The sequence below is a fragment of the Streptomyces sp. NPDC017202 genome, assembly GCF_044331705.1.
In the GTDB taxonomy this organism is placed as follows: domain Bacteria; phylum Actinomycetota; class Actinomycetes; order Streptomycetales; family Streptomycetaceae; genus Streptomyces.
In genome coordinates this window covers 65,491-91,058 of sequence record NZ_JBIRNP010000003.1, presented here as the reverse complement: position 1 = coordinate 91,058, position 25,568 = coordinate 65,491, and the positions used below count along the sequence as shown (strand labels likewise).

25 protein-coding genes are annotated in these 25,568 nt (G+C 73.4%); 18 read left to right on the top strand and 7 right to left on the bottom strand.

Annotated elements, in window-relative coordinates; genetic code table 11:
* Positions 1 to 14: 14 nt before the first annotated feature.
* Positions 15 to 374, top strand: a complete 360-nt coding sequence (locus ACH4N1_RS08020) for a CocE/NonD family hydrolase C-terminal non-catalytic domain-containing protein (protein WP_398095956.1) — start codon at positions 15 to 17, stop codon at positions 372 to 374.
* Positions 375 to 515: 141 nt separating this feature from the next.
* Here ACH4N1_RS08020 and ACH4N1_RS08015 read toward each other — a convergent pair whose 3' ends face one another.
* On the bottom strand, positions 516 to 1,472 hold the full coding sequence (locus ACH4N1_RS08015; RefSeq protein ID WP_398095392.1) for an FAD-dependent oxidoreductase: 957 nt from the start codon (positions 1,470 to 1,472) through the stop codon (positions 516 to 518).
* 84 nt (positions 1,473 to 1,556) lie between these two features.
* On the opposite strand from ACH4N1_RS08015, the gene ACH4N1_RS08010 reads away from it, so the two are divergent.
* The gene (locus ACH4N1_RS08010; RefSeq protein WP_398095390.1) at positions 1,557 to 3,197 is read left to right on the top strand and encodes an ABC-F family ATP-binding cassette domain-containing protein; all 1,641 of its coding nucleotides are present in this window, start codon (positions 1,557 to 1,559) and stop codon (positions 3,195 to 3,197) included.
* Positions 3,198 to 3,442: 245 nt separating this feature from the next.
* Here ACH4N1_RS08010 and ACH4N1_RS08005 read toward each other — a convergent pair whose 3' ends face one another.
* Positions 3,443 to 5,839, bottom strand: coding sequence for a Tex family protein (locus ACH4N1_RS08005; protein ID WP_398095388.1), 2,397 nt, complete (start codon positions 5,837 to 5,839; stop codon positions 3,443 to 3,445).
* Positions 5,840 to 5,928: 89 nt separating this feature from the next.
* A complete protein-coding gene (locus ACH4N1_RS08000; protein ID WP_392000544.1) occupies positions 5,929 to 6,060 on the bottom strand; it encodes an LPFR motif small protein in 132 nt (43 codons plus the stop codon).
* A gap of 253 nt (positions 6,061 to 6,313) precedes the next feature.
* Here ACH4N1_RS08000 and ACH4N1_RS07995 point away from each other — a divergent pair, with 253 nt between their 5' ends.
* Together ACH4N1_RS07995 and ACH4N1_RS07990 are read left to right on the top strand one after the other, a co-directional pair.
* Positions 6,314 to 7,375 carry a GlxA family transcriptional regulator gene (locus ACH4N1_RS07995; RefSeq protein WP_398095387.1) on the top strand — a complete coding sequence of 354 codons (1,062 nt, stop codon included), beginning with the start codon at positions 6,314 to 6,316 and terminating at the stop codon, positions 7,373 to 7,375.
* Between the two features lie 36 nt (positions 7,376 to 7,411).
* Positions 7,412 to 8,047, top strand: coding sequence for a DJ-1/PfpI family protein (locus ACH4N1_RS07990; protein ID WP_398095385.1), 636 nt, complete (start codon positions 7,412 to 7,414; stop codon positions 8,045 to 8,047).
* Here the strand turns inward: ACH4N1_RS07990 and ACH4N1_RS07985 are convergent.
* A complete protein-coding gene (locus ACH4N1_RS07985; protein WP_398095383.1) occupies positions 8,034 to 8,783 on the bottom strand; it encodes an enoyl-CoA hydratase/isomerase family protein in 750 nt (249 codons plus the stop codon). The genes ACH4N1_RS07990 and ACH4N1_RS07985 overlap by 14 nt on opposite strands.
* A 109-nt stretch (positions 8,784 to 8,892) precedes the next feature.
* Here ACH4N1_RS07985 and ACH4N1_RS07980 point away from each other — a divergent pair, with 109 nt between their 5' ends.
* Together ACH4N1_RS07980 and ACH4N1_RS07975 are read left to right on the top strand one after the other, a co-directional pair.
* Positions 8,893 to 9,549, top strand: a complete 657-nt coding sequence (locus ACH4N1_RS07980; protein ID WP_398095381.1) for an HdeD family acid-resistance protein — start codon at positions 8,893 to 8,895, stop codon at positions 9,547 to 9,549.
* A gap of 135 nt (positions 9,550 to 9,684) precedes the next feature.
* Positions 9,685 to 10,269: an ATP-binding protein gene (locus tag ACH4N1_RS07975; protein WP_398095380.1), complete on the top strand. Its 585-nt coding sequence runs from the start codon at positions 9,685 to 9,687 to the stop codon at positions 10,267 to 10,269.
* Between the two features lie 19 nt (positions 10,270 to 10,288).
* On the opposite strand, the gene idi is transcribed toward ACH4N1_RS07975, so the two are convergent.
* The 3 genes from idi to galE all read right to left on the bottom strand — a co-directional run bounded on the left by idi (position 10,289) and on the right by galE (position 13,150).
* Positions 10,289 to 10,882, bottom strand: coding sequence for an isopentenyl-diphosphate Delta-isomerase (gene idi / locus ACH4N1_RS07970; RefSeq protein WP_366059568.1), 594 nt, complete (start codon positions 10,880 to 10,882; stop codon positions 10,289 to 10,291).
* A gap of 216 nt (positions 10,883 to 11,098) precedes the next feature.
* Positions 11,099 to 12,040, bottom strand: coding sequence for a cation diffusion facilitator family transporter (locus ACH4N1_RS07965; protein WP_398095379.1), 942 nt, complete (start codon positions 12,038 to 12,040; stop codon positions 11,099 to 11,101).
* A gap of 129 nt (positions 12,041 to 12,169) precedes the next feature.
* Entirely contained in the window at positions 12,170 to 13,150 is a 981-nt protein-coding gene (gene galE / locus ACH4N1_RS07960) for a UDP-glucose 4-epimerase GalE (RefSeq protein ID WP_398095377.1), read from the bottom strand.
* Positions 13,151 to 13,449: 299 nt separating this feature from the next.
* Between galE and ACH4N1_RS07955 the strand changes: the two genes are divergently transcribed.
* The 12 genes from ACH4N1_RS07955 (at position 13,450) to ACH4N1_RS07900 (ending at position 25,563) form a co-directional block, all read left to right on the top strand.
* The gene (locus ACH4N1_RS07955) at positions 13,450 to 15,303 is read left to right on the top strand and encodes a DUF5941 domain-containing protein (protein WP_398095375.1); all 1,854 of its coding nucleotides are present in this window, start codon (positions 13,450 to 13,452) and stop codon (positions 15,301 to 15,303) included.
* On the top strand, positions 15,300 to 16,061 hold the full coding sequence (locus ACH4N1_RS07950; protein ID WP_398095373.1) for a sugar phosphate nucleotidyltransferase: 762 nt from the start codon (positions 15,300 to 15,302) through the stop codon (positions 16,059 to 16,061). The genes ACH4N1_RS07955 and ACH4N1_RS07950 overlap by 4 nt, the downstream gene beginning before the upstream one ends.
* Complete coding sequence (locus ACH4N1_RS07945; RefSeq protein WP_363090683.1) at positions 16,049 to 17,110, top strand: iron-containing alcohol dehydrogenase family protein; 1,062 nt, start codon at positions 16,049 to 16,051, stop codon at positions 17,108 to 17,110. The genes ACH4N1_RS07950 and ACH4N1_RS07945 overlap by 13 nt, the downstream gene beginning before the upstream one ends.
* Entirely contained in the window at positions 17,088 to 17,867 is a 780-nt protein-coding gene (locus ACH4N1_RS07940) for a CDP-alcohol phosphatidyltransferase family protein (RefSeq protein WP_398095371.1), read from the top strand. Before ACH4N1_RS07945 ends, ACH4N1_RS07940 begins: the two co-directional genes overlap by 23 nt.
* Entirely contained in the window at positions 17,864 to 18,748 is an 885-nt protein-coding gene (locus ACH4N1_RS07935) for a glycosyltransferase family 2 protein (protein WP_398095369.1), read from the top strand. The genes ACH4N1_RS07940 and ACH4N1_RS07935 overlap by 4 nt, the downstream gene beginning before the upstream one ends.
* Before the next feature lie 96 nt (positions 18,749 to 18,844).
* The gene (locus tag ACH4N1_RS07930) at positions 18,845 to 19,774 is read left to right on the top strand and encodes an ABC transporter permease (RefSeq protein WP_398095368.1); all 930 of its coding nucleotides are present in this window, start codon (positions 18,845 to 18,847) and stop codon (positions 19,772 to 19,774) included.
* Positions 19,767 to 20,546 carry an ABC transporter ATP-binding protein gene (locus ACH4N1_RS07925; RefSeq protein WP_398095366.1) on the top strand — a complete coding sequence of 260 codons (780 nt, stop codon included), beginning with the start codon at positions 19,767 to 19,769 and terminating at the stop codon, positions 20,544 to 20,546. Before ACH4N1_RS07930 ends, ACH4N1_RS07925 begins: the two co-directional genes overlap by 8 nt.
* Before the next feature lie 359 nt (positions 20,547 to 20,905).
* Positions 20,906 to 21,799 carry a squalene synthase HpnC gene (gene hpnC / locus ACH4N1_RS07920; protein ID WP_398095364.1) on the top strand — a complete coding sequence of 298 codons (894 nt, stop codon included), beginning with the start codon at positions 20,906 to 20,908 and terminating at the stop codon, positions 21,797 to 21,799.
* Positions 21,796 to 22,746, top strand: coding sequence for a presqualene diphosphate synthase HpnD (gene hpnD / locus ACH4N1_RS07915; protein WP_382792262.1), 951 nt, complete (start codon positions 21,796 to 21,798; stop codon positions 22,744 to 22,746). Before hpnC ends, hpnD begins: the two co-directional genes overlap by 4 nt.
* Positions 22,746 to 22,898: a DUF6380 family protein gene (locus ACH4N1_RS07910; protein WP_398095361.1), complete on the top strand. Its 153-nt coding sequence runs from the start codon at positions 22,746 to 22,748 to the stop codon at positions 22,896 to 22,898. The genes hpnD and ACH4N1_RS07910 overlap by 1 nt, the downstream gene beginning before the upstream one ends.
* Positions 22,895 to 24,424, top strand: coding sequence for a hydroxysqualene dehydroxylase HpnE (gene hpnE, locus ACH4N1_RS07905; RefSeq protein WP_398095359.1), 1,530 nt, complete (start codon positions 22,895 to 22,897; stop codon positions 24,422 to 24,424). The genes ACH4N1_RS07910 and hpnE overlap by 4 nt, the downstream gene beginning before the upstream one ends.
* 74 nt (positions 24,425 to 24,498) lie before the next feature.
* Positions 24,499 to 25,563, top strand: a complete 1,065-nt coding sequence (locus tag ACH4N1_RS07900) for a polyprenyl synthetase family protein (protein WP_398095954.1) — start codon at positions 24,499 to 24,501, stop codon at positions 25,561 to 25,563.
* Positions 25,564 to 25,568: the final 5 nt, after the last annotated feature.

Here is a 25,568-nt window from a genome sequence, read left to right as displayed (position 1 = left end):
CCGGCCGCTGCCCCATCGCCTTCTTCCGCAGGGGAGTTGGCCGCTGCACCGTCCCGCTCACACCGGGCGGGGCGTACACGATCACTCTCGACCCGGCCGCCACCGACCACGTCGTCCCGGCGGGCCACCGCCTGGCGCCGATCGTCGCGGGCCCCGACAAGGACCTCGGCGACCCGCCCGCCGACACCCCGACCCTCACCCCGGACCTGTCCCGCACCACCGCCAACATCCCGTTCGTCGTCGGCGGCGGCGCCCGGGCCTTCGCGGCCGCCCCACGGCCGGCACGCCGGCGGCCGCCGCGCCCTCCGGGCCGCTGGACGGCGCCGCGGCCCCGCGGCACGCACAGCGCGTCCCGTAGTCCCGCGGTCCCGTAGTCCCGTAGGGCCTGTCCGGCGGATCGTGCCGGACGGACCCCGGGGGAGCGGCTTCAGGAAGGGACGTCGTGCCCGGACGGACCCCGGGGGAACGGCTTCAGGAAGGGACGTCGTGCCCGGACGGACCCCGGGGGAGCGGCTTCAGGAGGGGGCGGCCAGCCCGGCCGCCTCCTCCGCGCAGCCCCACGCCACGGTCACCCCGGCACCGCCGTGCCCGTAGTGGTGCACCACCACCCGGCCGTCCGGCAGCACCTCCCGCTCCAGCCGCACCGCCGGACGGACCGGCCGCAGCCCGACCCGATGCTCCAGGACCCGCGCCCCGGCCACCTCCGGCCGCAGCGCCGCACACCGCCGCACGATCGCCGCCGCCACCGCCGGGTCCGGCTCCAGGGACCACACGCCGTCCTCCGCCGTGCCGCCCAGCAGCAGCCGCCCCGGCTGCGGGAAGAGGTAGGCCGTCCCGCCGTCCGGCGCGGTGGAGACGAGCCAGGTGCGCACCCCCGGGTTCGCCACGACGACCAGCTGCCCGCGCACGGGCCGTACCGAAGGGTCCGGGACCAGATCGCGCGCGCCCAGGCCGGTGCAGTTCACCACCACCGGCGCGTCGGCCTCCGTCAGATCCCGCACCGTGCGCTCCTCGACCGTGCCGCCCGCCCGCCGCAGCCGCTCCCGCAGCCAGGGCAGGTGCACCGCCATGTCGATCAGCGGCAGCCGGGCCCGGACGGCGGTGCCGCCGGGGTACTCCGCGGCCGTCGCCCGGCGCAGCCCGGCCAGCCGGCCGACGGCCCAGCCCTCGACGTCGTCCAGGTCGGTCTCGCCCATCACCCCCTCGACCAGGCGCACCCCGGTCGACTCCGGCCGCTCCGCCAGCTCCTCGTACACCTCCAGCGAGCGCAGCGCCCACGTCCGCGCCGCCGCCACCGGCTCGATGTGGTACGGCCACCACAGCGCGCCCGCGACCGCCGAGGTGGTCCGCTCCACCGGGTCCCGCGTCCACACCCGGACCCGCCGGCCCCGCTCGGCGAGGACGACCGCCGTCGCCAGCCCGACGACCCCGCCCCCGACCACGACCACCTCGCCACCGCGCTGAGTCTCCACGCCCGGACGGTAGCCGATGCCCGGCCCACCGGCGACGGTGCGGTGCGATCCCGGCACCGGCCGCCGACTAGGATCTACCGTCTGATGACTGCCACCCTCGTCGCCAAGAACCTCGCCGCCGGCCACGGCGACCGCTCCCTCTTCTCCGGGCTCGACCTCGTCGTCGCCCCCGGTGACGTGATCGGGCTGGTCGGAGCCAACGGCGCGGGCAAGTCCACCCTGCTGACGCTCCTCGCCGGGCTCACCGCACCCGAGCAGGGCGAGCTGCGCCTGTCCCCGCCGACCGCGACCGTCGGCCACCTGCCCCAGGAGCCCGAGCGCCGCCCCGGCGAGAGCGTGCGGGAGTTCCTGGCCCGCCGCACCGGCGTCGCCGAGGCCCAGCGGACCATGGACGAGGCCACCCAGGCCCTCGTCGAGGGGGCGCCGGGCTCCGACGACGCGTACGCGACCAGCCTGGAGCGCTGGCTCGACCTCGGCGGCGCCGACCTCGACGAGCGCGCCGGGGAGATCGCCGACTCCCTCGGCCTCGGCGTCGACCTGGACCAGCCGATGACCTCCCTGTCCGGCGGCCAGGCGGCCCGCGCGGGCCTGGCCTCCCTGCTCCTGTCCCGCTACGACGTCTTCCTCCTCGACGAGCCCACCAACGACCTCGACCTGGACGGCCTGGAGCGCCTGGAGCGCTTCGTGACCGGTCTGCGCGCCGGCACCGTCGTCGTCAGCCACGACCGCGAGTTCCTCACCCGGACCGTCACCAAGGTCCTCGAACTCGACCTCGCCCAGCAGCAGATCAGGCTCTACGGCGGCGGCTACGACGCCTACCTGGAGGAGCGGGAGGTGGCCCGCCGGCACGCCCGCGACGACTACGAGGAGTTCGCCGACAAGAAGGCCGCCCTCCAGGACCGCGCGCAGACCCAGCGCTCCTGGATGGACAAGGGAGTCAAGAACGCCCGCCGCAAGGCGGCCAACGACAACGACAAGATCGGCCGCAAGTTCCGCAGCGAGGCCAGCGAGAAGCAGGCCGCGAAGGCCCGCCAGACCCAGCGCATGATCGAACGCCTGGAGGTGGTCGACGAGCCGCGCAAGGAGTGGGAGCTGCGCATGGAGATCGCGTCCGCCCCGCGCTCCGGCGCCGTCGTGGCGACCCTGCGCGACGCCGAGGTGCGGCGCGGCGACTTCGCCCTCGGCCCGGTGACCCTCCAGATCGACTGGGCCGACCGGGTCGCGGTGACCGGCGCCAACGGCGCGGGCAAGTCGACCCTGCTCGGCGCGCTCCTCGGCCGGGTCCCGCTGGACGCCGGACACGCCGCCCTCGGCTCGGGCGTCCTGGTCGGCGAGGTCGACCAGGCCCGCAAGCTGTTCCACGGACCCGAGGCGCTGCTGGACGCGTTCGGCGCGGCCGTCCCCGACACCGAACCGGCGGAAGTGCGCACGCTGCTGGCCAAGTTCGGCCTGAAGGCGGAGCACGTGCTGCGCCCGGCGGCCACCCTGTCACCGGGGGAACGCACCCGCGCGGCGCTCGCGCTCCTCCAGGGCCGAGGGGTGAACCTCCTCGTCCTCGACGAGCCCACCAACCACCTCGACCTGCCGGCCATCGAGCAACTGGAGTCGGCCCTCGACGCCTACCAGGGCACCCTCCTGCTGGTGACCCACGACCGCCGCATGCTGGACGCGGTCCACGTCACCCGGCGCCTGGAGGTCACCGACGGCAAGGTGACGGAACGCTAGGGCCTGTCCGGCGGATCATGCCGCAGACGCGGGATCCGGCACGCCCTCCCCCGGAGGGGGTGCCCCCAGCGGCGTTGTCGTCGGTTGCCGACGTCCCCCGCCCTTCGGCCGGGGGCACCCCCAGAGCACGCACCGGACGCCGCTCCTCGACGGGCAGACGTCGCCTGCCGCGGCACTGGACCGGCTCACCCGGCGCCGGACCCGGCCCCCGCGCAGCGCGGAGGACCGGGCCCGGCACACGCGTCCTACCGCTTGCCCTTCGGGCCGTCGGTCAGGCCCGCCCGGCGCAGGGCGTCCGCCATCGCGCTGTTGGCCGGCGGCGGCGCCTGACGCGAGCCGTCGGCCCGTCCACCCCCGCCGCGCTGCCCGCCCTGCCCGCCCTGCCGGCGCTGCTGCGGCGGACGACCGCCGCGCTGCGGCCGGCCCTCGCCCGACGGATCGCCCTTCGGGGCCGCCTCGTCGTCCAGCCGGAGCGTCAGCGAGATCCGCTTGCGCGGGATGTCGACGTCCAGGACCTTCACCTTGACGATGTCACCGGGCTTGACCACGTCCCGCGGGTCCTTGACGAACGTCCTGGACAACGCGGAGACGTGCGCCAGTCCGTCCTGGTGGACGCCGACGTCGATGAACGCCCCGAAGGCCGCCACGTTCGTGACCACGCCCTCCAGGACCATCCCGGACTCCAGGTCGGAGATCTTCTCCACGCCCTCCTTGAACGAGGCCGTCCTGAACGCCGGCCGCGGGTCGCGCCCCGGCTTCTCCAGCTCCCTGAGGATGTCGGTCACGGTCGGCAGACCGAACGTCTCGTCCACGAAGTCGGCCGGCCGCAGCGAACGCAGCACCGCCGTGTTGCCCACCAGCGAGGCCACCTCCTGACCGGACGTCTTCACCATCCGCCGCACCACCGGGTAGGCCTCGGGGTGCACGCTGGAGGCGTCCAGCGGGTCGTCGCCGCCGCGGATCCGCAGGAAGCCCGCACACTGTTCGTACGCCTTCGGGCCCAGCCGGGGCACCTTCTTCAGGGACTGCCGTGACGTGAACGGCCCGTTGGAGTCCCGGTGCGCCACGATGTTCTCGGCGAGGCCGGAGGTGATGCCCGAGACGCGGGCGAGCAGCGGGGCCGAGGCGGTGTTGACGTCGACCCCGACGCCGTTCACGCAGTCCTCCACCACCGCGTCCAGCGAACGCGACAGCTTCACCTCGGACAGGTCGTGCTGGTACTGCCCGACGCCGATCGACTTCGGGTCGATCTTCACCAGCTCGGCGAGCGGGTCCTGGAGCCGGCGTGCGATCGAGACCGCGCCGCGCAGCGACACGTCCATGTCGGGCAGCTCCTGCGAGGCGAACGCGGACGCCGAGTACACGGAGGCCCCGGCCTCGGACACCATCACCTTGGTGAGCTTCAACTCCGGGTGCTTGACGATGAGTTCCCCGGCCAGCTTGTCGGTCTCGCGGGACGCGGTGCCGTTGCCGATCGCGATCAGCTCGACCGCGTGCTCCTTCGCCAGCCGCGCGAGCCTGGCGATCGCCTCGTCCCACCTGTTGGCAGGGACGTGCGGATGGATGACGTCGGTGGCCACCACCTTGCCGGTCGCGTCGACGACGGCCACCTTCACGCCCGTACGGAAGCCGGGGTCCAGGCCGAGCGTCGCGCGCGTGCCCGCCGGGGCGGCGAGCAGCAGGTCGCGCAGGTTCGCCGCGAAGACGTTCACCGCCTCGTCCTCGGCGGCCGTGCGCAGCCTGAGCCGCAGGTCGATGCCGAGGTGCACCAGGAGGCGGGTGCGCCAGGCCCAGCGGACCGTGTCCTTCAGCCACTTGTCGCCCGGCCGCCCCCGGTCGGCGATGCCGAACCGGTGCGCCACGATCCCCTCGTACGACGACGGTCCGTCCGTCGGCTCCTCGGGCTCCAGGACGAGGTCGAGGACCTCCTCCTTCTCCCCGCGCAGCATCGCCAGGACGCGGTGCGAGGGCAGCTCGGTGAACGGCTCGGCGAAGTCGAAGTAGTCGGCGAACTTGGCGCCCGTCTCCTCCTTGCCCTCCCGCACCCGCGCGGTGAGCCGGCCCCGCACCCACATGCGCTCGCGCAGCTCGCCGATCAGGTCGGCGTCCTCCGAGAACCGCTCGGTGAGGATCGCCCGGGCGCCGTCGAGGGCGGCCTGCGGATCGGCGACGCCCTTGTCGGCGTCGACGAAGGCGGCCGCCGCGGCGAGCGGCTCCACGGACGGGTCGCCCAGCAGTCCGTCGGCGAGCGGCACCAGGCCCGCCTCCCGCGCGATCTGCGCCTTCGTCCGCCGCTTCGGCTTGAACGGCAGGTAGATGTCCTCGAGCCGCGCCTTGGTCTCGGCGCCCCGGATCCGCGCCTCCAGCTCGTCGCTGAGCCTGCCCTGCTCGCGCACGGACTCCAGGATCGCCGTCCGGCGCTCCTCCAGCTCCCGCAGGTAGCGCAGCCGCTCCTCGATCGTGCGCAGCTGCGCGTCGTCGAGCATCTCGGTCGCTTCCTTGCGGTAGCGGGCGATGAAGGGCACCGTGGAGCCGCTGTCGAGCAGCTCCACGGCGGACTTCACCTGCCGCTCCCGTACGCCGAGTTCCTCGGCGATCCTGCCTTCGATGGACCCTACTTCGATGGACCCGGGTGTCGTCACGATCCCGTACCGCCTTCTCCACTGGGGTTGCGCGGCAATTGTGGCAGGCGGTGCCGACACCCGGGGATCGGGGCGGGTCCGGGCGGGTCTCAGGCCCGGCCGTGCCGCGTGCTCGCGGAGGCCCCGCCGAACAGCCGGGCCACGGCCCGGAAGGGCAGCGTCACCACCGTGGCGATGGCTCCACCGATCTGCCGCAGTACATCTGCGATCGCACGGAACACGGAAGTCTCCTCTCGTCCCCGGCCGCGACGGCCGGACCCTGTCGTCTCCCGGCCGTCGCGGCCGGACCCTCCGTCTACCTCGGCCGCGGCCGATCATGCGTGTCCGGCTGCCGCCGTCCTCGCGACCAGGGTGTTCGTCCCTTTTCGTCCCTGATCGCCCGCGCGGCTGTCCACGGGCGGCCGGCCGCCCATGGCAGGAAAGGTGGGGAACTCGTCGTTGCGGCCGTCGCGCGGCCCGCGAAGAATCGACCGCATGGCCCAGCGAACCGTCCTCGTCGTCCTCTTCGACGACGTCCAGAGCCTCGACGTCACCGGCCCCGTGGAGGTCTTCGCGGGGGCCGACCGGCACGCTCCGGGCACGTACCGCGTGCGGACCGCGTCCCTGGACGGCGGTGCCGTGCGCACCTCCAGCGGCCTGGCCCTGGTGCCCGACACGGCTCTCGCCGACGCGCCCGAACCGCACACGCTCCTCGTGCCGGGCGGGCAGGGCACCCGCCGGCCCGACCCGCGGCTGACCCACTGGCTGCGCGAGCACGGCCCGCACGCCCCGCGGCTGGTCTCCGTGTGCACCGGCGCGATCCTGCTCGCCCGCGCGGGCCTGCTGGACGGCCGCCGCGCCACCACCCACTGGGCCTACTGCGCCACCCTCGCCCGTGACCACCCGGCGGTCGAGGTCGACCCCGACCCCGTCTACGTGCGCGACGGGCGGGTCTCCACCTCGGCCGGCGTCACCGCGGGCATCGATCTCGCCCTCGCCCTGGTCGAGGAGGACCTCGGCCGGGAGGTGGCGCTCGACGTCGCCCGCCACCTGGTCGTCTTCCTGCGCAGGCCCGGCAACCAGGCCCAGTTCAGTGCCCAGCTCGCCGCGCAGACCGCCCGCCGCGAGCCGCTGCGGGAGGTCCAGCACTGGATCACCGAGCACCCGGAGGCCGACCTGGGCGTCGAGGCGCTGGCCGCCCGCGCCGCGCTGTCGCCCCGCCACTTCGCCCGCGTCTTCCGCGCGGAGACCGGCACGACCCCGGGCCGCTACGTCGACCGGGTCCGCCTCGAGCACGCCCGCCGGCTGCTGGAGGACACCGGCGAGGGCGTCGAGGAAGTCTCCCGCGCCAGCGGCTACGGCACCCCCGAGGCCATGCGGCGGGCCTTCGTCAAGGCGCTCGCCGTCTCCCCGGCCGAGTACCGCCGCCGCTTCCGCCCCGCCGCGGACCTCGCCTCCGGCCCTGCTCCCGCTCCCGCGCCGGACCCCGTTGCCTCACCGGTTCCCGTCCCCGCCGCGGCCTCCGCCCTCGTCCCGGCCTCCGTCCCCGACCCCTGAACCTGAAAGTCCACCGGCCCTTCCGGAAGGCAGCGCATGCAGATCGCCATCGTCCTCTTCGACCGCTTCACCGCCCTGGACGCCGTAGGCCCCTACGAGACCCTCGGCCGCCTCCCCGACGCGCGGACCGTCTTCGTCGCCGAGCGCCCCGGCCCCGTGCGCGCGGACACCGGGAACCTCGCCCTCACCGCCGACCGGGCCCTCGCCGAGGTGCCGCGCCCCGACATCGTCGTCGTGCCCGGCGGCCCCGGCCAGAGCCCGCAGATGGACAACCCCCTGCTGCTGGACTGGCTGCGCGCCGCCGACGCCACCAGCACCTGGACGACCTCGGTGTGCACCGGCTCCCTGCTCCTGGCCGCCGCCGGACTCCTCGAGGGCCGCCGGGCCACCTCGCACTGGCTCGCCCTGGAACAGTTGCGGCGGTACGGCGCCGAACCGACCGGGGAGCGGGTCGTCACCGACGGCAAGTACGTCACCGCGGCCGGCGTCTCCGCGGGCATCGACATGGGCCTCACCCTGCTCGGCCGGATCGCCGGCGACGAACACGCCCAGGCCGTCCAGCTGCTCACCGAGTACGACCCGCGGCCGCCCTACGACGCCGGATCACCGCACAAGGCACCGGCCCACCTCGTCGAGGAGTTCCGCGCCAAGAGCCGGTTCATCCTGACGTAGTCCAGGTGAAGCGCGGCTCCCTGCGCTCCAGGAAGGCGGCGACCCCCTCCGCGGTGTCGCCGCTGCCGCGCGCCTGCGCCGCCCAGTGGGCGTCGCGGTCCGTGCGGCCGTCGGCGAACTCCTTCGCCGCGGCCTGCGTCAGCCGCGAACGGGACACCAGCACGCGCGTGAACTCCCGCACCCTGCCGTCGAGTTCGCCGGCCGGCAGCACCTCGTCGACCAGGCCTGTGCGCAGCGCCCGCGTCGCGTCGATCAACTCGCCGGAGAACAGAAGGTACTTGGCGGCGGACGGCCCCACCAGCGTCACCAGCCGCCGGGTGGCGGAGGAGGGGTAGACGATCCCGAGCCTGGCCGGCGTCACCCCGAACAGCGCGCCCTCCTCGGCGAACCGCAGGTCGCAGGCGGCCGCCAGCTGCGCGCCCCCGCCCACGCAGTGCCCCTTCACGGCGGCCAGCGTCGGCTTGGGAAAGGCGGCGAGGGCCTCCTCGGCCCGCACGGCCAGCGCCTGGGCCTCGTCCGGCGAGCCCTGGAGCGTGGAGATGTCGGCCCCCGCGCAGAACGTGCCGCCCGCCCCGGTCAGCACCAGCGCCCCCACGCCGGGATCGGCGGCCAGCTTCGCCAGCAGCGGCGGCAGCGCCCGCCACATCGCGGCCGTCATGGCGTTGCGCTTGGCCGGATGGTGCAGGACGACGGTGGCGACGGCGTCGGTGACACCGTGCAGCAGTTCGGGCTCCATGGCCCGGATGCTAACCGTGCGGCCGCGCACCCGATCGAGCCCGGTGGGGTGAGCGTCACGGCATCGGGGGCAAAGGTGACCAAAAGGGGGACGGCACGAGGAGGCGCCCATGGACACGTCCACCCGGCCCCGAGGCGAGGCGGCCAGACTGCGCAGGGAGTTCAGCCGGCTCACCGTGCTCGGGGTGATCCTGGTGGTGGCCGGGCTCGTCGGGCTCGTCTACACCGGTATCGCCACCCTGACGTCGATGCTGCTGTTCGGCTGGCTGCTCCTGATCGGCGGCGTCGTCGGCCTGCTGCACGCGACCCAGGCCCGGGGCACCAACTTCTTCTGGCTCGGCGTGATCGTGGCCGCCCTGAACATCGCCGCCGGTGTCGTGATCATCCGCAAGCCCGACGAGGCCGCCGCCGCGCTCACCATGTTCGCCGCCCTGCTGTTCCTCACCGGCGGCCTCTTCCGACTGGTCGGCAGCATGGTCGTACGGGGCCCGCAGTTCGGCTGGACGCTCCTGCTGGGCGCCTTCGACCTGCTGCTGGGCGTCCTGGTGCTGATCGACTGGCCGAGCAGCAGCCAGTACGTCATCGGCTGCTTCTTCTCCCTCGCCCTGCTCTTCGACGGCCTCGGCCTGCTCGCCACCGGCTTCGGCGGCCGGCGCATCGTGGGCATGGTCTCCGAACGCACGGTCTCCGAGCGCGTCGCCGACGGGACCGGCGCCGGGGACGCACCGGGCGGGCGCCCCGCCGAACCCGTACAACCCGAAGAGTGAGCGAAGGCGACGTGAGCACAACAAAAGTGGTCGGTTTTCCGGCAGAAGGAGGCCGAGGCGGTCGGGAACGCTCTATATCGGCTGACTTCTGTTCAGGCATCCGAGGGGAAGCGTCGCGTTACCAACACTCGACGTGTGGTGACAATCGAGCGCAAGGACGGCGACCGGACGATGGAGAACCAGGGGTGCGGGCCCGGCCCACGCCCGGAGGGCGAGGCGGGTGCGCCCCCCGGAACGCCGGAGGACCCCCCGGCCGGCAGAGTGCCGCAACCGCAACCGCAACCGCTGCCGCTGCCGTACGAGGGCGTCTGGCGGTTCACCGCGTCCGCTGTGGACGCCTCGGTCCCGCAGGCGAGACACGCCGTGCGGGACCTGCTGCACCGGCAGGGGGTGCCGGCCTCGGACGACCTGCTCCAGGGCCTGCTGCTGATCGTCTCCGAGCTGGTGACCAACGCCGTACGGCACGCGGCGCTGCTGTCGCCGGTCCTCGCGGTGGAGGTGGCCGTCGGGGCCGAGTGGGTGCGGGTGTCCGTGGAGGACAGCCATCCCTACCGCCCGACCGCCCTGGAGGCCGACCACGGCCGGACGGGCGGCCGGGGACTGCTGCTGGTGCGGGAGATCGCCCGGGAGGCGGGCGGGGTGTGCGACGTCGAACACACCACGAGCGGCGGCAAGGTGATCTGGGCCGCCCTGCCGCTCAAACCCGCGGGGAACCGCTAGCTCACCAGCCGGCGCCGGTTCACCAGCCGGCCGAGGGACCCGTCAGCTCCCGCACCGCCGGCCTGGCCGCGTCCAGCACGGTCATGAACCAGGAGGAGAACACGTCCTTCGCGTGCCGCTCCGCCAGCTCGGCGGGCGTCACGAAGACCGTGTCGCCGACCTCCTCCGGATCCGGCCGCAGCGCGGACTGCACCATCCCCACGAACAGGTGGTTGTACTCCTGCTCCACCAGGCCCGACGCCGGGTCCGGGTGGTTGTAGCGGACCGTGCCCGCCTCCGCCATCAGCGAGGGGGACACCCCCAGCTCCTCGAACGTGCGCCGCGCGGCCGCCGCGAACGGCGCCTCACCCGGGTAGGGGTGACCGCAGCACGTGTTGGACCAGACACCGGGGGAGTGGTACTTGCCCAGCGCCCGCTGCTGAAGCAGCAGCCGGCCCCGCTCGTCGAAGAGGAACACCGAGAACGCCCGGTGCAGCCGCCCCGGCGCCTGATGGGCCGCGAGCTTCTCCGCGGTACCGATGGTCACGCCGTCCTCATCGACCAGTTCCAGCAAAATCGCGTCCGCGGTGCCGTTCGACGAGCCGGTCGTCGCGGTGGCAGGTGTGATCGGCATACCCATCCTTAACATCGGTCCTCGCGCCCCCAGTCTGCCGTACGCGCACGGCGCTCCCGGCACTTCCCCGCGAACGCCCGCATGTCCTGCCGCACGGCGTGACCGCGGCCGTCGCCGCTCCGTCGCCGGAAACGGGGCCCGGTGGGTGATCTTGCCCGGCGCCGCGCGCACGGAACCGTCCGGAACGGATGTGCGAACGCCGAGCCGCCCGGGCCCTCAGTGACAGAGCCGCGCCTCGTGCTGCGCGTGGCCGTGCGGCTCCAGCTGGAAGGTGCAGTGCGCCACGTCGAAGTGGTCGCCCAGGCAGCCCTGGAGTTCGTGCAGCATCTTCTCGTGGCCGATCGCGTCCAGCACGTCCCAGCGCACCACCACGTGCGCCGACAGCACCGGCATCCCCGAGGTGATCGTCCAGGCGTGCAGGTCGTGCACGTCCTCGACCCCGTCCAGGGCGAGCATGTGGGCCCGCACCTCGGCCATGTCGACGCCCTTCGGGGCCGCCTCCAGCAGCACGTCCAGCGTCTCGCGCAGCAGCTTCACGGTCCGCGGCACGATCATCAGACCGATGACGAGCGAGGCGACCGGGTCGGCGGCCCGCCAGCCCGTCGTCAGGATCACCACCGCCGACAGGATCACCGCGACCGAGCCCAGCGCGTCCGCCGCCACCTCCAGGAACGCGCCCCGCACATTGAGGCTGTCGGCCTGCCCGCGCATCAGCAGCGTCAGCGAGATCATGTTGGCGACCAGGCCGATCCCGCCGAACACGATCATCAGTCCGCCCTCGGTGGGGGCCGGTGTGAGGAACCGCTGGACGGCCTCGTACACCACGTACCCGCCCACGCCGAGCAGCAGCAGACAGTTGGCGAGGGCGGCCAGGATCTCGGCGCGGGCGTACCCGAAGGTGCGGTTCCCGGTCGGCGGGCGGCCCGCGAAGTGGATCGCGAGCAGCGCCATGCCCAGCCCGAGCGCGTCGGTCGCCATGTGCGCGGCGTCGGCGATCAGGGCGAGGGAGTCGGCGACCACACCGCCGACGATCTCCACCACCATGACGGTGAGCGTGATCGCCAGCGCGGCACGCAGCCGGCCGCGGTACGCCGCCGCGGCCGTACCCGTGGCCGGCACGTGCGTGTGACCGTGCCCGTGGTCGTGCCCAGCCCCCATGGGAAACAGCCTCCTGTGATCGGCCCGGGAACCCAGTGAACTACGGGCGGGGGGTATCCGGCAACGCGGCACTGAACACCGTTGTCATCTGCCCTGACCTGCGGAAACGAAGTCCAGGTCAGGCGCGCCCTACGGCAGCTCGGCCGACTGGCGCAGCTGCCAGCCACGCCAGGCCGACCCGACCATCTCGCGCATCCCGCGCGAGGCGGTCCAGCCCAGCTCCCGGGCGGCCAGCGCGGCCGACGCCACCGCGCGCGGCGCGTCCCCGGGGCGGCGCCCCTCGACCACGGCCGGCCGGGTGTCGCCGGTGACCTCGCCGATCAGGGTGACCAGCTCGCGCACCGAGACACCCTCGCCGCGGCCGATGTTCACCGTCAGATCGCCGCGCGCGTCCGGCGCGCCGAGCCGGCGGGCCGCCGCGAGATGCGCCTCGGCCAGGTCGGCGACGTGGATGTAGTCCCGTACGCAGGTGCCGTCCGGGGTCGGGTAGTCGTCGCCGAAGATGCGCGGGGCCTCGCCGCGGGTGAGTCGGTCGAAGACCATCGGGACGATGTTGAAGACGCCCGTGTCGGCCAGTCCGGGCTCGGCCGCCCCGGCCACGTTGAAGTAGCGCAGGCACGTCGTCGCCATGCCGTGCGCCTCGCCCGCCGCCCGCACCAGCCACTCCCCGGCGAGCTTGGTCTCGCCGTACGGGTTGACCGGGGCGCAGGGGGTGTCCTCCGTGATGAGGTCCACGTCCGGGTTGCCGTAGACGGCCGCGGACGAGGAGAACAGGAACCGCCGGACACCGGCCCCGGCTGCCGCCTCCAGCAGGGTGGCCAGGCCCCCGACGTTCTCCCGGTAGTAGCGCGTGGGCTCCGCCACCGACTCGGCGACCTGCTTGCGTGCCGCCAGGTGCACCACCCCGGTCACCGCGTGCTCGGCCAGGACCCGCTCGAGCAGGCCGGCGTCGAGCGCCGAACCCGCGACGAGGGGCACGTCCGCCGGGAGCCGCGCGGGCACGCCGGCCGACAGGTCGTCCAGCACGACGACGCGTTCGCCGGCGCCGGTCATGGCCCGCGCCACATGTGCCCCTATGTATCCGGCCCCGCCGGTGATCAGCCACGTCATGGCCGCCCACCCTATGCCGAGGTCCCGGGTCCGCGCGCAATGTCCCGGATGTCTGCCGTGGGGGAACGCGGTTTGTGGGCGGGGCCGCCGATCGCACATGATGATCTCGGCGAAGGCCGGTCCGGGCCGCGTGGATCCGACCTGAACGGCCGGTGAACGCGGCCTTCCCGGCATCCGATAACCTCTGCCGAATGCCGCGCGCCCGGTGCCGTCACCGGTGCCGTACAGGGGCGCCCGCCATGCAGAGCCCACCATGCAGAAGACCGGCGCACACGCGCCGGACCAGGGAGTGAGTTCGGTTGTCGACCGCCATCCTCACCGGTCAGCCGGTCCCCGGTTCGTCGATCGAGGCCGACCTGCGGTCCCTCGGCTTCGACGTCCGGACCGCCGCCGACGCCGCCGACACGGAGACGCTTCTCGCCGCCGTCCCGGCGGACCAGCGGGTCGCCGTCGTCGACACCCGCTTCGTGGGCCATCAGCACGCGCTGCGCCTCGGTCTGACCGACCCCCGCTTCCCGCTCGCCGCGGTCCCCGGCGCCGTCACCGCCCAGCCGGCCGGCCGCCAGGCCCTGACCCGCGCGATGGCCCGCGAGAACTCCGCGAGCGGCGGCACCGCGGAGGGGGGTGCCCCCGCGCGAGCGAAGCCGAGCGTGGGCAACGCGGGGGATGCGGACAGCCTCGCCGACCGCATCGCCACCGCCCTCGACGCCGACGGCAGCGAGGTCCACCGGCCCGAGCTGGGCAGCCTGGTCGCCGCCGTCCCCGCCGACCCGCAGGCCCGCAACGAGGCGCGGCAGGCCGTCGGCGCCGTCGACGACGAGGCCGTACGCCTGAAGTCGGCCGTGAAGGCCCGCGACGGCTTCTTCACGACGTTCTGCATCAGCCCCTACTCGCGCTACCTCGCCCGCTGGTGCGCCCGCCGGGGCCTCACCCCGAACCAGGTCACCACCGCCTCGCTGGTCACCGCGCTGATCGCGGCGGGCTCCGCGGCCACCGGCACCCGCGCCGGCTACGTCGCCGCCGGACTGCTGCTGATCCTCTCCTTCGTCCTGGACTGCACCGACGGCCAGCTCGCCCGCTACTCGCTCCAGTACTCCACCCTCGGGGCCTGGCTGGACGCCACCTTCGACCGGGCCAAGGAGTACGCCTACTACGCGGGCCTCGCCCTCGGGGCGGCCCGCGGCGGCGGCCATGACGATGTATGGGCGCTCGCCCTCGGCGCGATGATCCTGCAGACCTGCCGGCACGTCGTGGACTTCTCCTTCAACGAGGCCAATCACGACGCCACCGCGAACACCAGCCCCACCGCCGCCCTCTCCGGCAAGCTGGACAGCGTCGGCTGGACGGTCTGGGCGCGCCGGATGATAGTGCTGCCCATCGGCGAACGATGGGCCATGATCGCCGTCCTGACCGCGGCCACCACCCCGCGCGTCACCCTCTCCGTCCTGCTCGTCGGCTGCGCCCTGGCCGCGACGTACACGACCGCGGGCCGCGTCCTGCGCTCGCTGACCCGCAGGGCCAGCCGTACCGACCGGGCCGCGCAGGCCCTGGCCGACCTCGCGGACAGCGGGCCGCTGACCGGCGCGCTCGTCCGCTTCCTGCCCGGCAGGCCCCGTCCCACGGCGCCCCTGAGCGCCGCCGTCGGCGCCGTCCTCGTCACCCTCGGCGCCTGGCTGTGGGGACCGAGCTGGTGGGTCGTGCTGATGGCCGGCGCCTACGTCCTGCTGTCCGCCGAGGCCGTCGCCCACCCCCTCAAGGGCGCCCTCGACTGGCTCGTCCCCCCGCTCTTCCGCGCCGCCGAGTACGGCACGGTGCTGCTCCTCGCGGCGAAGGCCGACGTGAACGGAGCGCTGCCTGCCGCTTTCGGGCTGGTTGCCGCCGTCGCCTACCATCACTACGACACGGTGTACCGCATCCGCGGGAACGCCGGAGCGCCGCCGGCCTGGCTGGTGCGCGCCGTCGGGGGGCAGGAGGGGCGGACGCTGCTCGTGGCCGTGCTCGCCGCGGTGCTCACCGCCGGGCAGTTCACGGTCGCGCTCACGGTCCTCGCCGTGGCCGTCGCCCTCGTGGTGCTCGCCGAGAGCATCCACTTCTGGGTCGCCGCCCACCGGGCAGGCGCCCCGTCCGTACACGACGAAGGAGAACCCGCATGATCGGCCTCGTGCTGGCGGCCGGCGCCGGACGGCGTCTGCGCCCCTACACCGACAGCCTTCCCAAGGCGCTGGTGCCGGTGGGGCCCGCGGGCATAGAGGGCGGACCCGATGCGGTCACCGTGCTGGACCTGACCCTCGGCAACTTCGCCGAGATCGGTCTGACCGAGGTCGCGGTCATCGTCGGCTACCGCAAGGAAGCCGTGTACGAGCGCAAGGCGGCCCTGGAGGCGAAGTACGGCCTCAAGCTCACCCTGATCGACAACGACAAGGCCGAGGAGTGGAACAACGCCTACTCCCTGTGGTGCGGACGTGACGCCCTCAAGGACGGTGTGATCCTCGCCAACGGCGACACCGTGCACCCGGTCTCCGTCGAGAAGACCCTGCTCGCCGCCCGCGGCGACGGCAAGCGGATCATCCTCGCGCTCGACACGGTGAAGTCCCTCGCCGACGAGGAGATGAAGGTCGTCGTCGACCCCGCCAAGGGCATGACGAGGATCACCAAGCTCATGGACCCCGCCGAGGCCACCGGCGAGTACATCGGCGTCACCCTCATCGAGGGCGACGCCGCCCCCGACCTGGCCGACGCGCTGAAGACCGTCTGGGAGAAGGACCCCCAGCAGTTCTACGAGCACGGCTACCAGGAGCTGGCCGACCGCGGCTTCCGCATCGACGTGGCGCCGATCGGCGACGTCGAGTGGGTCGAGATCGACAACCACGACGATCTCGCCCGTGGACGGGAGATCGCGTGCCACTACTGACCCGGCTGATCCCCTCGCCGGTCGTCGTCGACATCCGTCCGGGTGCCCTCGACGACCTCGTCGGGGTCCTCGCCGACGAACGCATCTCGCACTCGGGCAAGCTCGCCGTCGCCGTCAGCGGCGGCTCGGGCGCCCGGCTGCGCGAGCGCCTCACCCCCGCCCTGTCCGGCGCCACCTGGTACGAGGTGGACGGCGGCACCCTCGACGACGCCGTGCGGCTCGCCGGTGACATAAAGGCCGGCCACTACGACGCCGTCGTGGGCCTGGGCGGCGGCAAGATCATCGACTGTGCCAAGTTCGCCGCGGCACGGGTGGGCCTGCCGCTGGTCGCCGTACCGACGAACCTCGCGCACGACGGGCTGTGCTCCCCGGTCGCCACCCTCGACAACGACGCGGGCCGCGGCTCCTACGGAGTGCCGAACCCGATCGCCGTCGTGATCGACCTGGACGTCATCCGGGACGCGCCGGTCCGCTACGTGCGGGCCGGCATCGGTGACGCCGTCTCCAACATCTCCGCGATCGCGGACTGGGAGCTGGCCCACCGCGTCAAGGGCGAGAAGATCGACGGACTGGCCGCCGCCATCGCGCGGCAGGCCGGCGAGGCGGTCCTGCGGCACCCGGGCGGCGTCGGCGACACCGGCTTCCTCCAGGTGCTCGCCGAGGCGCTCGTCCTCAGCGGCATCGCGATGTCGGTGTCCGGCGACTCCCGCCCCTCGTCCGGCGCCTGCCACGAGATCAACCACGCCTTCGACCTGCTGTACCCCAGACGCGCCGCCGCCCACGGCGAGCAGTGCGGACTGGGCGCGGCCTTCGCGATGTACCTGCGCGGAGCCCACGAGGAGTCGGCGTACATGGCCGAGGTGCTGCGCCGGCACGGACTGCCGGTGCTGCCCGACGAGATCGGCTTCACGACGGAAGAGTTCGTCAAGGTCGTGGAGTACGCCCCGCAGACCCGCCCCGGCCGCTACACGATCCTCGAACACCTCGACCTCAAGACCGAACAGATCAAGGACACCTACGCCGACTATGTCAAGGCCATCAGTAGCTGAACTCAGACCGGTCGTCCACCCCGCGGGGGTGAAGGACCGGCGCAGCGGTGAGCACTGGATGGGACGCCTCTACATGCGTGAGGTGTCCCTGCGGGTCGACCGCTATCTGGTGAACACCAGGGTCACGCCCAACCAGCTCACGTACCTGATGACCGTCTTCGGCGTGCTCGCGGCCCCGGCCCTGCTGGTGCCGGGGATCACGGGCGCGGTGCTCGGCGTGGTCTGCGTCCAGATGTACCTGCTGCTGGACTGCGTCGACGGCGAGATCGCCCGCTGGAAGAAGCAGTACTCGCTCGGCGGCGTCTACCTGGACCGGGTCGGCGCCTACCTGACCGACGCCGCCGTGCTCACCGGCTTCGGCCTGCGCGCCGCCGACCCGTGGGGCACCGGGCGCATCGACTGGCTGTGGGCCTTCCTCGGCACGCTCGCCGCGCTCGGCGCGATCCTGATCAAGGCGGAGACCGACCTCGTCGGCGTCGCCCGCCACCAGACGGGCAAGCCGCCGGTGCAGGAGGCGGCCTCGGAGATGCGCTCCTCCGGCATGGCACTGGCCCGCAGGGCCGCCGCCATGCTGAAGTTCCACCGCCTGATCCTCGGCATCGAGGCCTCCCTGCTCATCCTGGTCCTGGCGATCGTGGACCAGGCGCGCGGCGACCTCTTCTTCACCCGGCTCGGGGTCGCCGTCCTCGCGGGCATCGCGCTGCTCCAGACCGTGCTGCACCTGGTGTCCATCCTCGCGTCGAGCAGGCTGCGATGAGCACCCCGGTGAAGGTCGGCGCGGTGATCATCACCATGGGCAACCGCCCCGACGAACTGCGCGCCCTGATCGACTCGATCGCCAAGCAGGACGGCGACCGGGTCGAGGTGGTCGTCGTCGGCAACGGCTCGCCCGTCCCGGACGTCCCCGACGGCGTCCGCACGATCGAGCTGCCCGAGAACCTCGGCATCCCCGGCGGCCGCAACGTGGGCATCGAGGCGTTCGGCCCGAGCGGCCGCGACGTCGACGTCCTGCTCTTCCTCGACGACGACGGCCTCCTCGCGCACCACGACACCGCCGAGCTGTGCCGCCGGGCCTTCGAGGAGGACCCCGGGCTCGGCATCATCAGCTTCCGCATCGCCGACCCGGAGACCGGCGTCACCCAGCGCCGCCACGTGCCCCGGCTGCGCGCCTCCGACCCGATGCGCTCCTCCCGCGTCACCACCTTCCTCGGCGGCGCCAACGCGGTGCGCACCCAGGTCCTCGCCGAGGTCGGCGCCCTCCCGGACGCGTTCTTCTACGCCCACGAGGAGACCGACCTGGCCTGGCGGGCCCTCGACGCGGGCTGGATGATCGACTACCGGTCCGACATGGTGCTGCACCACCCGACGACCGCGCCCTCGCGGCACGCCGTCTACCACCGCATGGTCGCCCGCAACCGGGTCTGGCTGGCCCGGCGCAACCTCCCCGCGCCCCTCGTCCCGGTCTATCTCGGCGTGTGGCTGCTGCTCACTCTACTGCGCCGCCCCTCGCGCCCGGCCCTGAAGGCGTGGTTCGGTGGTTTCCGGGAAGGGTGGACCACATCGTGCGGGCCGCGCAGGCCCATGAAGTGGCGTACGGTGTGGCGGCTGACCCGACTGGGCCGGCCTCCCGTCATCTGACAAGCTCGTCCCCGAGGGCCCGGGCCGTTCTGCGGCCCCCCGGCACGTGCCGGCCCGGTTCAGGCCGCGCATCCCGAAGACGAAAGTTTCCTACTGGTGAGTGAGACAACGCATGACGGCGCAGTCGCGGTGAGCGCGCCGCCGTCGCCCGACGAGGGCCTCACGGCGGCGCGGCTGGCCGCCAAGTACGGGTTGGCCGTGAGCGGTGCCCGGCCCACTCTGCGGGAGTACGTCCGCCAGCTCTGGGGGCGCCGTCACTTCATCCTGGCCTTCTCGCAGGCGAAGCTGACGGCTCAGTACAGCCAGGCCAAGCTGGGGCAGCTGTGGCAGGTGGCCACCCCGCTGCTGAACGCCGCCGTGTACTTCATGATCTTCGGCGTGATCCTCAACGCCAGCAAGGGCATGCCGAAGGACGTCTACATCCCGTTCCTCGTCACGGGCGTGTTCGTCTTCATGTTCACGCAGAGTTCGGTGATGAGCGGGGTCCGCGCGATCTCCGGGAACCTCGGTCTGGTCCGCGCCCTGCACTTCCCGCGGGCCTCGCTGCCGATCTCCTTCGCCCTCCAGCAGCTCCAGCAGCTGCTGTACTCGATGGTCGTACTGTTCCTGGTGGTGATCGGCTTCGGCAGCTACCCGGACGCCTCCTGGGCACTGATCGTCCCGGTGCTGGTGCTCCAGTTCTGCTTCAACACCGGTCTGGCCCTGATCTTCGCGCGGGCCGGCGCGAAGACCCCGGACCTGGCGCAGCTGATGCCGTTCGTGATGCGGACCTGGATGTACGCCTCGGGCGTGATGTTCTCCATCCCGGTCTTCCTCGCCGACAAGCCGGCCTGGGTGGCCAACGTCCTCCAGTGGAACCCGGCGGCCATCTACATGGACCTGATGCGCTTCGCCCTCATCGACGAGTACGGCGCCGAGAACCTCCCCGACCACGTCTGGGCGGTCGCCGGTAGCTGGGCCGCGCTGTTCGCGATCGGCGGCTTCGTCTACTTCTGGCAGGCGGAGGAGAGGTACGGCCGTGGCTGACCAGCAGCCGGGCACCCGGGTCCCCACCGTCATCGCCGACGACGTGCACATCGTCTACCGCGTCAACGGCGCCCGGACGGGCAAGGGGAGCGCCACCGCCGCCCTCAGCCGCATCGTCAGGCGCAGCGAGGACCGGGGCGTGCGCAAGGTGCACGCGGTGCGCGGCGTCTCCTTCGTCGCTCACCGCGGCGAGGCGATCGGCCTGATCGGCTCCAACGGCTCCGGCAAGTCCACGCTGCTGCGCGCCATCGCCGGCCTGCTGCCGCCGGAGAGCGGCAAGGTCTACACCGACGGCCAGCCCTCCCTGCTCGGTGTCAACGCCGCCCTCATGAACGACCTCACCGGCGAGCGCAACATCGTCCTCGGCGGACTCGCCATGGGCATGTCCCGGGAGCAGATCAAGGAGCGCTACCAGGAGATCGTCGACTTCTCCGGCATCAACGAGAAGGGCGACTTCGTCACCCTGCCCATGCGCACCTACTCCTCCGGCATGTCGGCCCGCCTGCGGTTCTCCATCGCCGCCGCCAAGGACCACGACGTCCTCATGATCGACGAGGCGCTGGCCACCGGCGACGCGAAGTTCCGCAAGCGCTCCGAGGAGCGGATCCGCGAGCTGCGCCGGCAGGCCGGGACGGTGTTCCTGGTCAGCCACAGCAACAAGTCGATCCGCGACACCTGCGACCGCGTGCTGTGGCTGGAACGCGGCGAACTGCGCATGGACGGACCGACCGAAGAGGTCCTGCGGGAGTACGAGAAGTTCACCGGGAAGTGAACCGGTGCCGTCGGGGCCCCGCCGGAACCCTCCGGCGGGGCCCCGCGTCTGCAAAGGAAGCGTCAACTCCCGCCGGTCGTAGGAATCTTGACGCCGATCGGTGTGTTGTTGTGATGTCCGGGACACCCGCGCGGGCCCCGGTGCGTTGTACAACGTAAGCTGTACCGGTCCCGAAACGCGGCAAGTGGGGCCATAATGCGCGACACCCTCGAGCGCCGACGCCGCGCGGGCGGCCGGGCGGCGTGTCCGAAATAGTGGGTGTCGGGTTGTCGGTGTAGAACGGGAGATGTGACGGCGATGGCTACGGAAACTCCCCTGCTCAACGCAGCATGCGCCGTCCCTGCCCCGGGCAGCCGACGATGACGGCGCCGGACGTCGCGGACACGGAGCGCTCCACCCTCGCCAAGGCCGCGCACGAGAACTTCCCCGTGGCACCCTTCTTCCTGCCCCGGGACTGGCGCGAGGACCTGGTCGCCGTGTACGGCTTCGCCCGCCTCGTCGACGACATCGGTGACGGCGACCTCGCGCCCGGCGGCGCCGACGCCCGCCTGCTCGGCGTGCCGGCCGCCGAGGCCGAGGACCGGCTGGTCCTCCTCGACGCCTTCGAGGCCGACCTGCGGCGCGTCTTCGACAGCACGCCCCGCCACCCCCTGCTGCGCCGCCTCCAGCCGGCCGTGCGCCGCCGCTCGCTCACCCCCGAGCCCTTCCTCGGCCTGATCGCCGCCAACCGCCAGGACCAGCTCGTCACCCGGTACGAGACCTACGACGACCTGCTGGCCTACTGCGAGCTGTCCGCCAACCCCGTGGGCCGGCTGGTCCTCGCCGTCACCGGCACCACGACCCCCGAGCGCGTCCGCCGCTCCGACGCGGTCTGCACCGCCCTCCAGATCGTCGAGCACCTCCAGGACGTGGCCGAGGACCTCGGCCGCGACCGCGTCTACCTCCCCGCCACGGACATGAAGCGTTTCCACGTCCAGGAGGCGGATCTCGCCGCGGCGACCGCGGGGGCGTCGGTGCGCGCCCTGGTCGCCTTCGAGGCCGAGCGCGCCCGCGACCTCCTGGACGAAGGCGCCCCCCTCGTGGGCAGCGTCCACGGAAGGCTGAGGCTGCTGCTCGCGGGCTTCGTGGCGGGAGGAAGGGCGGCGCTCCACGCGATCGCCGCCGCCCACCACGACGTTCTTCCCGGCCCGCCCAAGCCCGGCAAGCTCCGGCTGCTGCGCGAGGTGGGCGTGACCCTGCGAGGAGAGGGGTGATCCGGACCGTGGACTCTCCGCCACCCGTGTCCGCACCGGTACTCGCCGCCTACGGCTACTGCGAGACCGTCACCGGACAGCAGGCGCGCAACTTCGCCTACGGCATCCGGCTGCTGCCCACCGCGAAGCGCCGCGCCATGTCGGCGCTGTACGCGTTCTCGCGCCGCGTCGACGACATCGGCGACGGCGCGCTGGACGGCGAGGTCAAGAGCGCCCGGCTGGAGGACACCCGGGCACTGCTCACCCGGGTCCGCGCGGGCGAGGTCGAGGAGGACGACACCGACCCCGTCGCGGTCGCCCTCGCGCACGCCGCCAGGACCTTCCCGATCCCGCTGGGCGGCCTGGACGAGCTGATCGACGGCGTCCTGATGGACGTCCGCGGCGAGACCTACGAGACCTGGGACGACCTGAAGACGTACTGCCGCTGTGTGGCGGGCGCCATCGGACGGCTCTCCCTCGGCGTCTTCGGCACCGAACCGGGAGCGCGCGGCGCCGAACGGGCGCCGGAGTACGCCGACACCCTCGGCCTCGCCCTCCAGCTGACCAACATCCTCCGGGACGTCCGCGAGGACGCCGCCGGCGGGCGCACCTACCTGCCCGCCGACGACCTCGCCAAGTTCGGCTGCTCGGCCGGCTTCGACGGGCCGACACCGCCGGAGGGCTCCGACTTCGCCGGCCTCGTGCACTTCGAGGTGCGGCGCGCCCGCGCCCTGTTCGCCGAGGGCTACCGGCTGCTGCCCCTGCTCGACCGGCGCAGCGGCGCCTGCGTCGCCGCCATGGCCGGCATCTACCGCCGCCTGCTGGACCGCATCGAGCGCGACCCCGAGGCCGTCCTGCGCGGCCGGGTCTCCCTGCCCGGCCGGGAGAAGGCGTACGTCGCCGTCCGCGGCCTCTCCGGTCTGGACACCCGCCACGTGTCCCGGCTGACCGGCAGGAGGCAGATCTGATGGACCCACGGGGTGACCACGCGGACCCCGGTGACGTCACCGGGGAGGAACGGCACGCAACCCTCCGCCGCGGCGCCGCGTCCCTGACTGCGACGGACCGCCGTGCGGAGTCCGACCGTCACGGCGGGCCCGCGGGGGAGGGCGCACGATGAACGACGAACCGCGCTCCGGCGTCCCGGAGACCTCCGGGCGGGACGCCGTCGTGATCGGCGGCGGGCTCGCCGGCGTCACCGCCGCGCTCGCACTCGCCGACGCGGGCGTCCGCGTCACCCTGCTCGAGGGCCGGCCCCGGCTCGGCGGCCTGGCCTTCTCCTTCCGGCGCGGCGGGCTCACCGTCGACAACGGCCAGCACGTCTACCTGCGCTGCTGCACCGCCTACCGCTGGTTCCTCGACCGCATCGAGGGCACCGCGCTGGCGCCGCTCCAGGACCGTCTCGACGTGCCCGTCGTCGACCTCGCCAGGCCCGAGGGGCGACGGCTCGGCAGACTGCGGCGCGACGCGCTGCCGGTCCCCCTCCACCTGGGCCGCAGCCTCGCCACGTATCCGCACCTCTCGCTCGCCGAACGCGCCTCGGTCGGCCGGGCCGCGCTCGCGCTCAAGCGCCTCGACCTCGCCGATCCGGCCCTGGACGCGCAGGACTTCGGCAGCTGGCTGGCGGCCCACGGGCAGTCGCCGCGAGCCGTCGAGGCCCTGTGGGACCTGGTCGGGGTCGCCACCCTCAACGCGGTCGCCGGCGACACCTCCCTGGCCCTGGCCGCGATGGTGTTCAAGACCGGCCTGCTGTCCGACCCGGGCGCCGCCGACATCGGCTGGGCCCACGTCCCGCTGGGCGAACTCCACGACCGGCTGGCCCGCAGGGCACTCGACTCGGCGGGCGTGCGCACCGAGGTCCGGGCCCGCGTCTCCGCCGTCTCCGCCGCCGCCGACGGCACGTGGACCGTCCGCGCCTCCGGCGTGCCCGGCGAGACGCTCCGCGCGGACGCCGTCGTGCTCGCCGTACCGCAGCGCGAGGCCCACGACCTGCTGCCGGACGGGGCGCTCGACGCCCCCGAGCGGCTCCTGGAGATCGGCACGGCGCCGATCCTGAACGTGCACGTCGTCTACGACCGCAAGGTGCTCGACGCCCCCTTCCTCGCCGCGCTCGGCACCCCCGTGCAGTGGGTGTTCGACCGCACCGACGCCTCCGGGCTGCGCGAGGGCCAGTACCTCGCCCTGTCGCAGTCCGCCGCGCAGGACGACATCGACGCACCCGTCGCCGCCCTGCGCGAGCGCTACCTGCCCGAGCTGGAACGGCTGCTGCCGGGCACCCGCGGCGCCACCGTGCGGGACTTCTTCGTGACCCGGGAGCGCACGGCCACCTTCGCTCCCGCCCCCGGCGTCGGACGGCTCAGGCCCGGCGCCCGCACCAAGTCACCCGGCCTGTACCTGGCCGGGGCGTGGACCGCCACCGGGTGGCCCGCGACCATGGAGAGTGCGGTCCGCAGCGGCGTGAGCGCGGCGGACGCCGCCCTCGCCGCCCTCGGACGGCCCCGCCCCCGCCGCCTCTTCGCGTTCGAGGAGGCGGCCCGCCGCGGCGTCCCGGGAGACGCCGCAGCCGGCAGCGGCAGCGCCGCGGGCCGGAACCCCGGCCGAGAACCGGAGGGCCCCGGTGTCCCCCTGCGAGGTGGGACCCGGTGACGTTCGATCAGCACGGCTCGGCACACCCCCGCACCCCCTCCGGTACCGCGACAAGAGGAGAAACTGTGCCCACTGTGCCCCCGGCCGAGAAGGCCGCAAGGAGGACCGCGGTGGACGTGACCGCGCTGCTGGAGCGCGGCCGGACCCTGGCCACACCGGTCCTGCGCGCGGCCGTCGACCGACTGGCGTCTCCCATGGACACGGTCGCCGCCTACCACTTCGGCTGGATCGACGCCCAGGGCAACCCGACCGACGGGGACGGCGGCAAGGCCGTGCGTCCCGCGCTCGCCGTGCTCTCCGCCGAGGTCACCGGTGCCGCGCCCGAGGTGGGCGTGCCCGGCGCGGTCGCCGTCGAACTGGTCCACAACTTCTCGCTCCTGCACGACGACCTGATGGACGGCGACGAGCAGCGCCGCCACCGCGACACCGTCTGGAAGGTCCACGGCCCCGCCCAGGCCATCCTGGTCGGCGACGCCCTGTTCGCGCTGGCCAACGAGGTCCTGCTCGAACTCGGCACGGTCGAGGCGGGCCGGGCCGCCCGGCGGCTGACCACCGCCAGCCGCGCCCTGATCGACGGCCAGGCCCAGGACATCTCCTACGAGCACCGCGACCGCGTCAGCGTCGCGGAGTGCCTGGAGATGGAGGGCAACAAGACCGGCGCCCTGCTGGCCTGCGCCAGCTCCGTCGGCGCCGTGCTCGGCGGCGCCGACGCGCACACCGCCGACACCCTGGAGCGGTACGGCCACCACCTCGGCCTGGCCTTCCAGGCCGTCGACGACCTCCTCGGCATCTGGGGCGACCCGGAGTCCACCGGCAAGCAGACCTGGAGCGACCTGCGCCAGCGCAAGAAGTCCCTGCCGGTCGTGGCCGCGCTCGACGCCGGCGGCCCCGCCTCCGAACGGCTCGGGGAGATGCTCGCCGCCGACGCCAAGCGCAGCGACTTCGCGAACTTCTCCGAGGAGGAGTTCGCGGCCCGTGCCGCGCTCATCGAGCAGGCCGGCGGCCGTGAGTGGACCGCCGAGGAGGCACGCCGTCAGCACACCATCGCCATCGAAGCCCTGAACGCCGTCGACATGCCCGAGCAGGTGCGGGAACGGTTCACGGCGCTCGCCGACTTCGTCGTCGTACGAAAGAGATGATCACT

What these genes read in the sequence shown, in the direction of transcription:
- hpnC (WP_398095364.1), top strand. Translation starts at nt 20,906, where the DNA reads ATGACGGCGCCGGACGTCGCGGACACGGAGCGCTCCACCCTCGCCAAG.
- ACH4N1_RS07980 (WP_398095381.1), top strand. Translation starts at nt 8,893, where the DNA reads ATGGACACGTCCACCCGGCCCCGAGGCGAGGCGGCCAGACTGCGCAGG.
- ACH4N1_RS08010 (WP_398095390.1), top strand. Translation starts at nt 1,557, where the DNA reads ATGACTGCCACCCTCGTCGCCAAGAACCTCGCCGCCGGCCACGGCGAC.
- ACH4N1_RS07985 (WP_398095383.1), bottom strand. Translation starts at nt 8,783, where the DNA reads ATGGAGCCCGAACTGCTGCACGGTGTCACCGACGCCGTCGCCACCGTC.
- galE (WP_398095377.1), bottom strand. Translation starts at nt 13,150, where the DNA reads ATGACGTGGCTGATCACCGGCGGGGCCGGATACATAGGGGCACATGTG.
- ACH4N1_RS07965 (WP_398095379.1), bottom strand. Translation starts at nt 12,040, where the DNA reads ATGGGGGCTGGGCACGACCACGGGCACGGTCACACGCACGTGCCGGCC.
- ACH4N1_RS07995 (WP_398095387.1), top strand. Translation starts at nt 6,314, where the DNA reads ATGGCCCAGCGAACCGTCCTCGTCGTCCTCTTCGACGACGTCCAGAGC.
- ACH4N1_RS07940 (WP_398095371.1), top strand. Translation starts at nt 17,088, where the DNA reads ATGTCAAGGCCATCAGTAGCTGAACTCAGACCGGTCGTCCACCCCGCG.
- idi (WP_366059568.1), bottom strand. Translation starts at nt 10,882, where the DNA reads ATGCCGATCACACCTGCCACCGCGACGACCGGCTCGTCGAACGGCACC.
- ACH4N1_RS07935 (WP_398095369.1), top strand. Translation starts at nt 17,864, where the DNA reads ATGAGCACCCCGGTGAAGGTCGGCGCGGTGATCATCACCATGGGCAAC.
- ACH4N1_RS07910 (WP_398095361.1), top strand. Translation starts at nt 22,746, where the DNA reads ATGGACCCACGGGGTGACCACGCGGACCCCGGTGACGTCACCGGGGAG.
- ACH4N1_RS07950 (WP_398095373.1), top strand. Translation starts at nt 15,300, where the DNA reads ATGATCGGCCTCGTGCTGGCGGCCGGCGCCGGACGGCGTCTGCGCCCC.
- ACH4N1_RS07990 (WP_398095385.1), top strand. Translation starts at nt 7,412, where the DNA reads ATGCAGATCGCCATCGTCCTCTTCGACCGCTTCACCGCCCTGGACGCC.
- hpnE (WP_398095359.1), top strand. Translation starts at nt 22,895, where the DNA reads ATGAACGACGAACCGCGCTCCGGCGTCCCGGAGACCTCCGGGCGGGAC.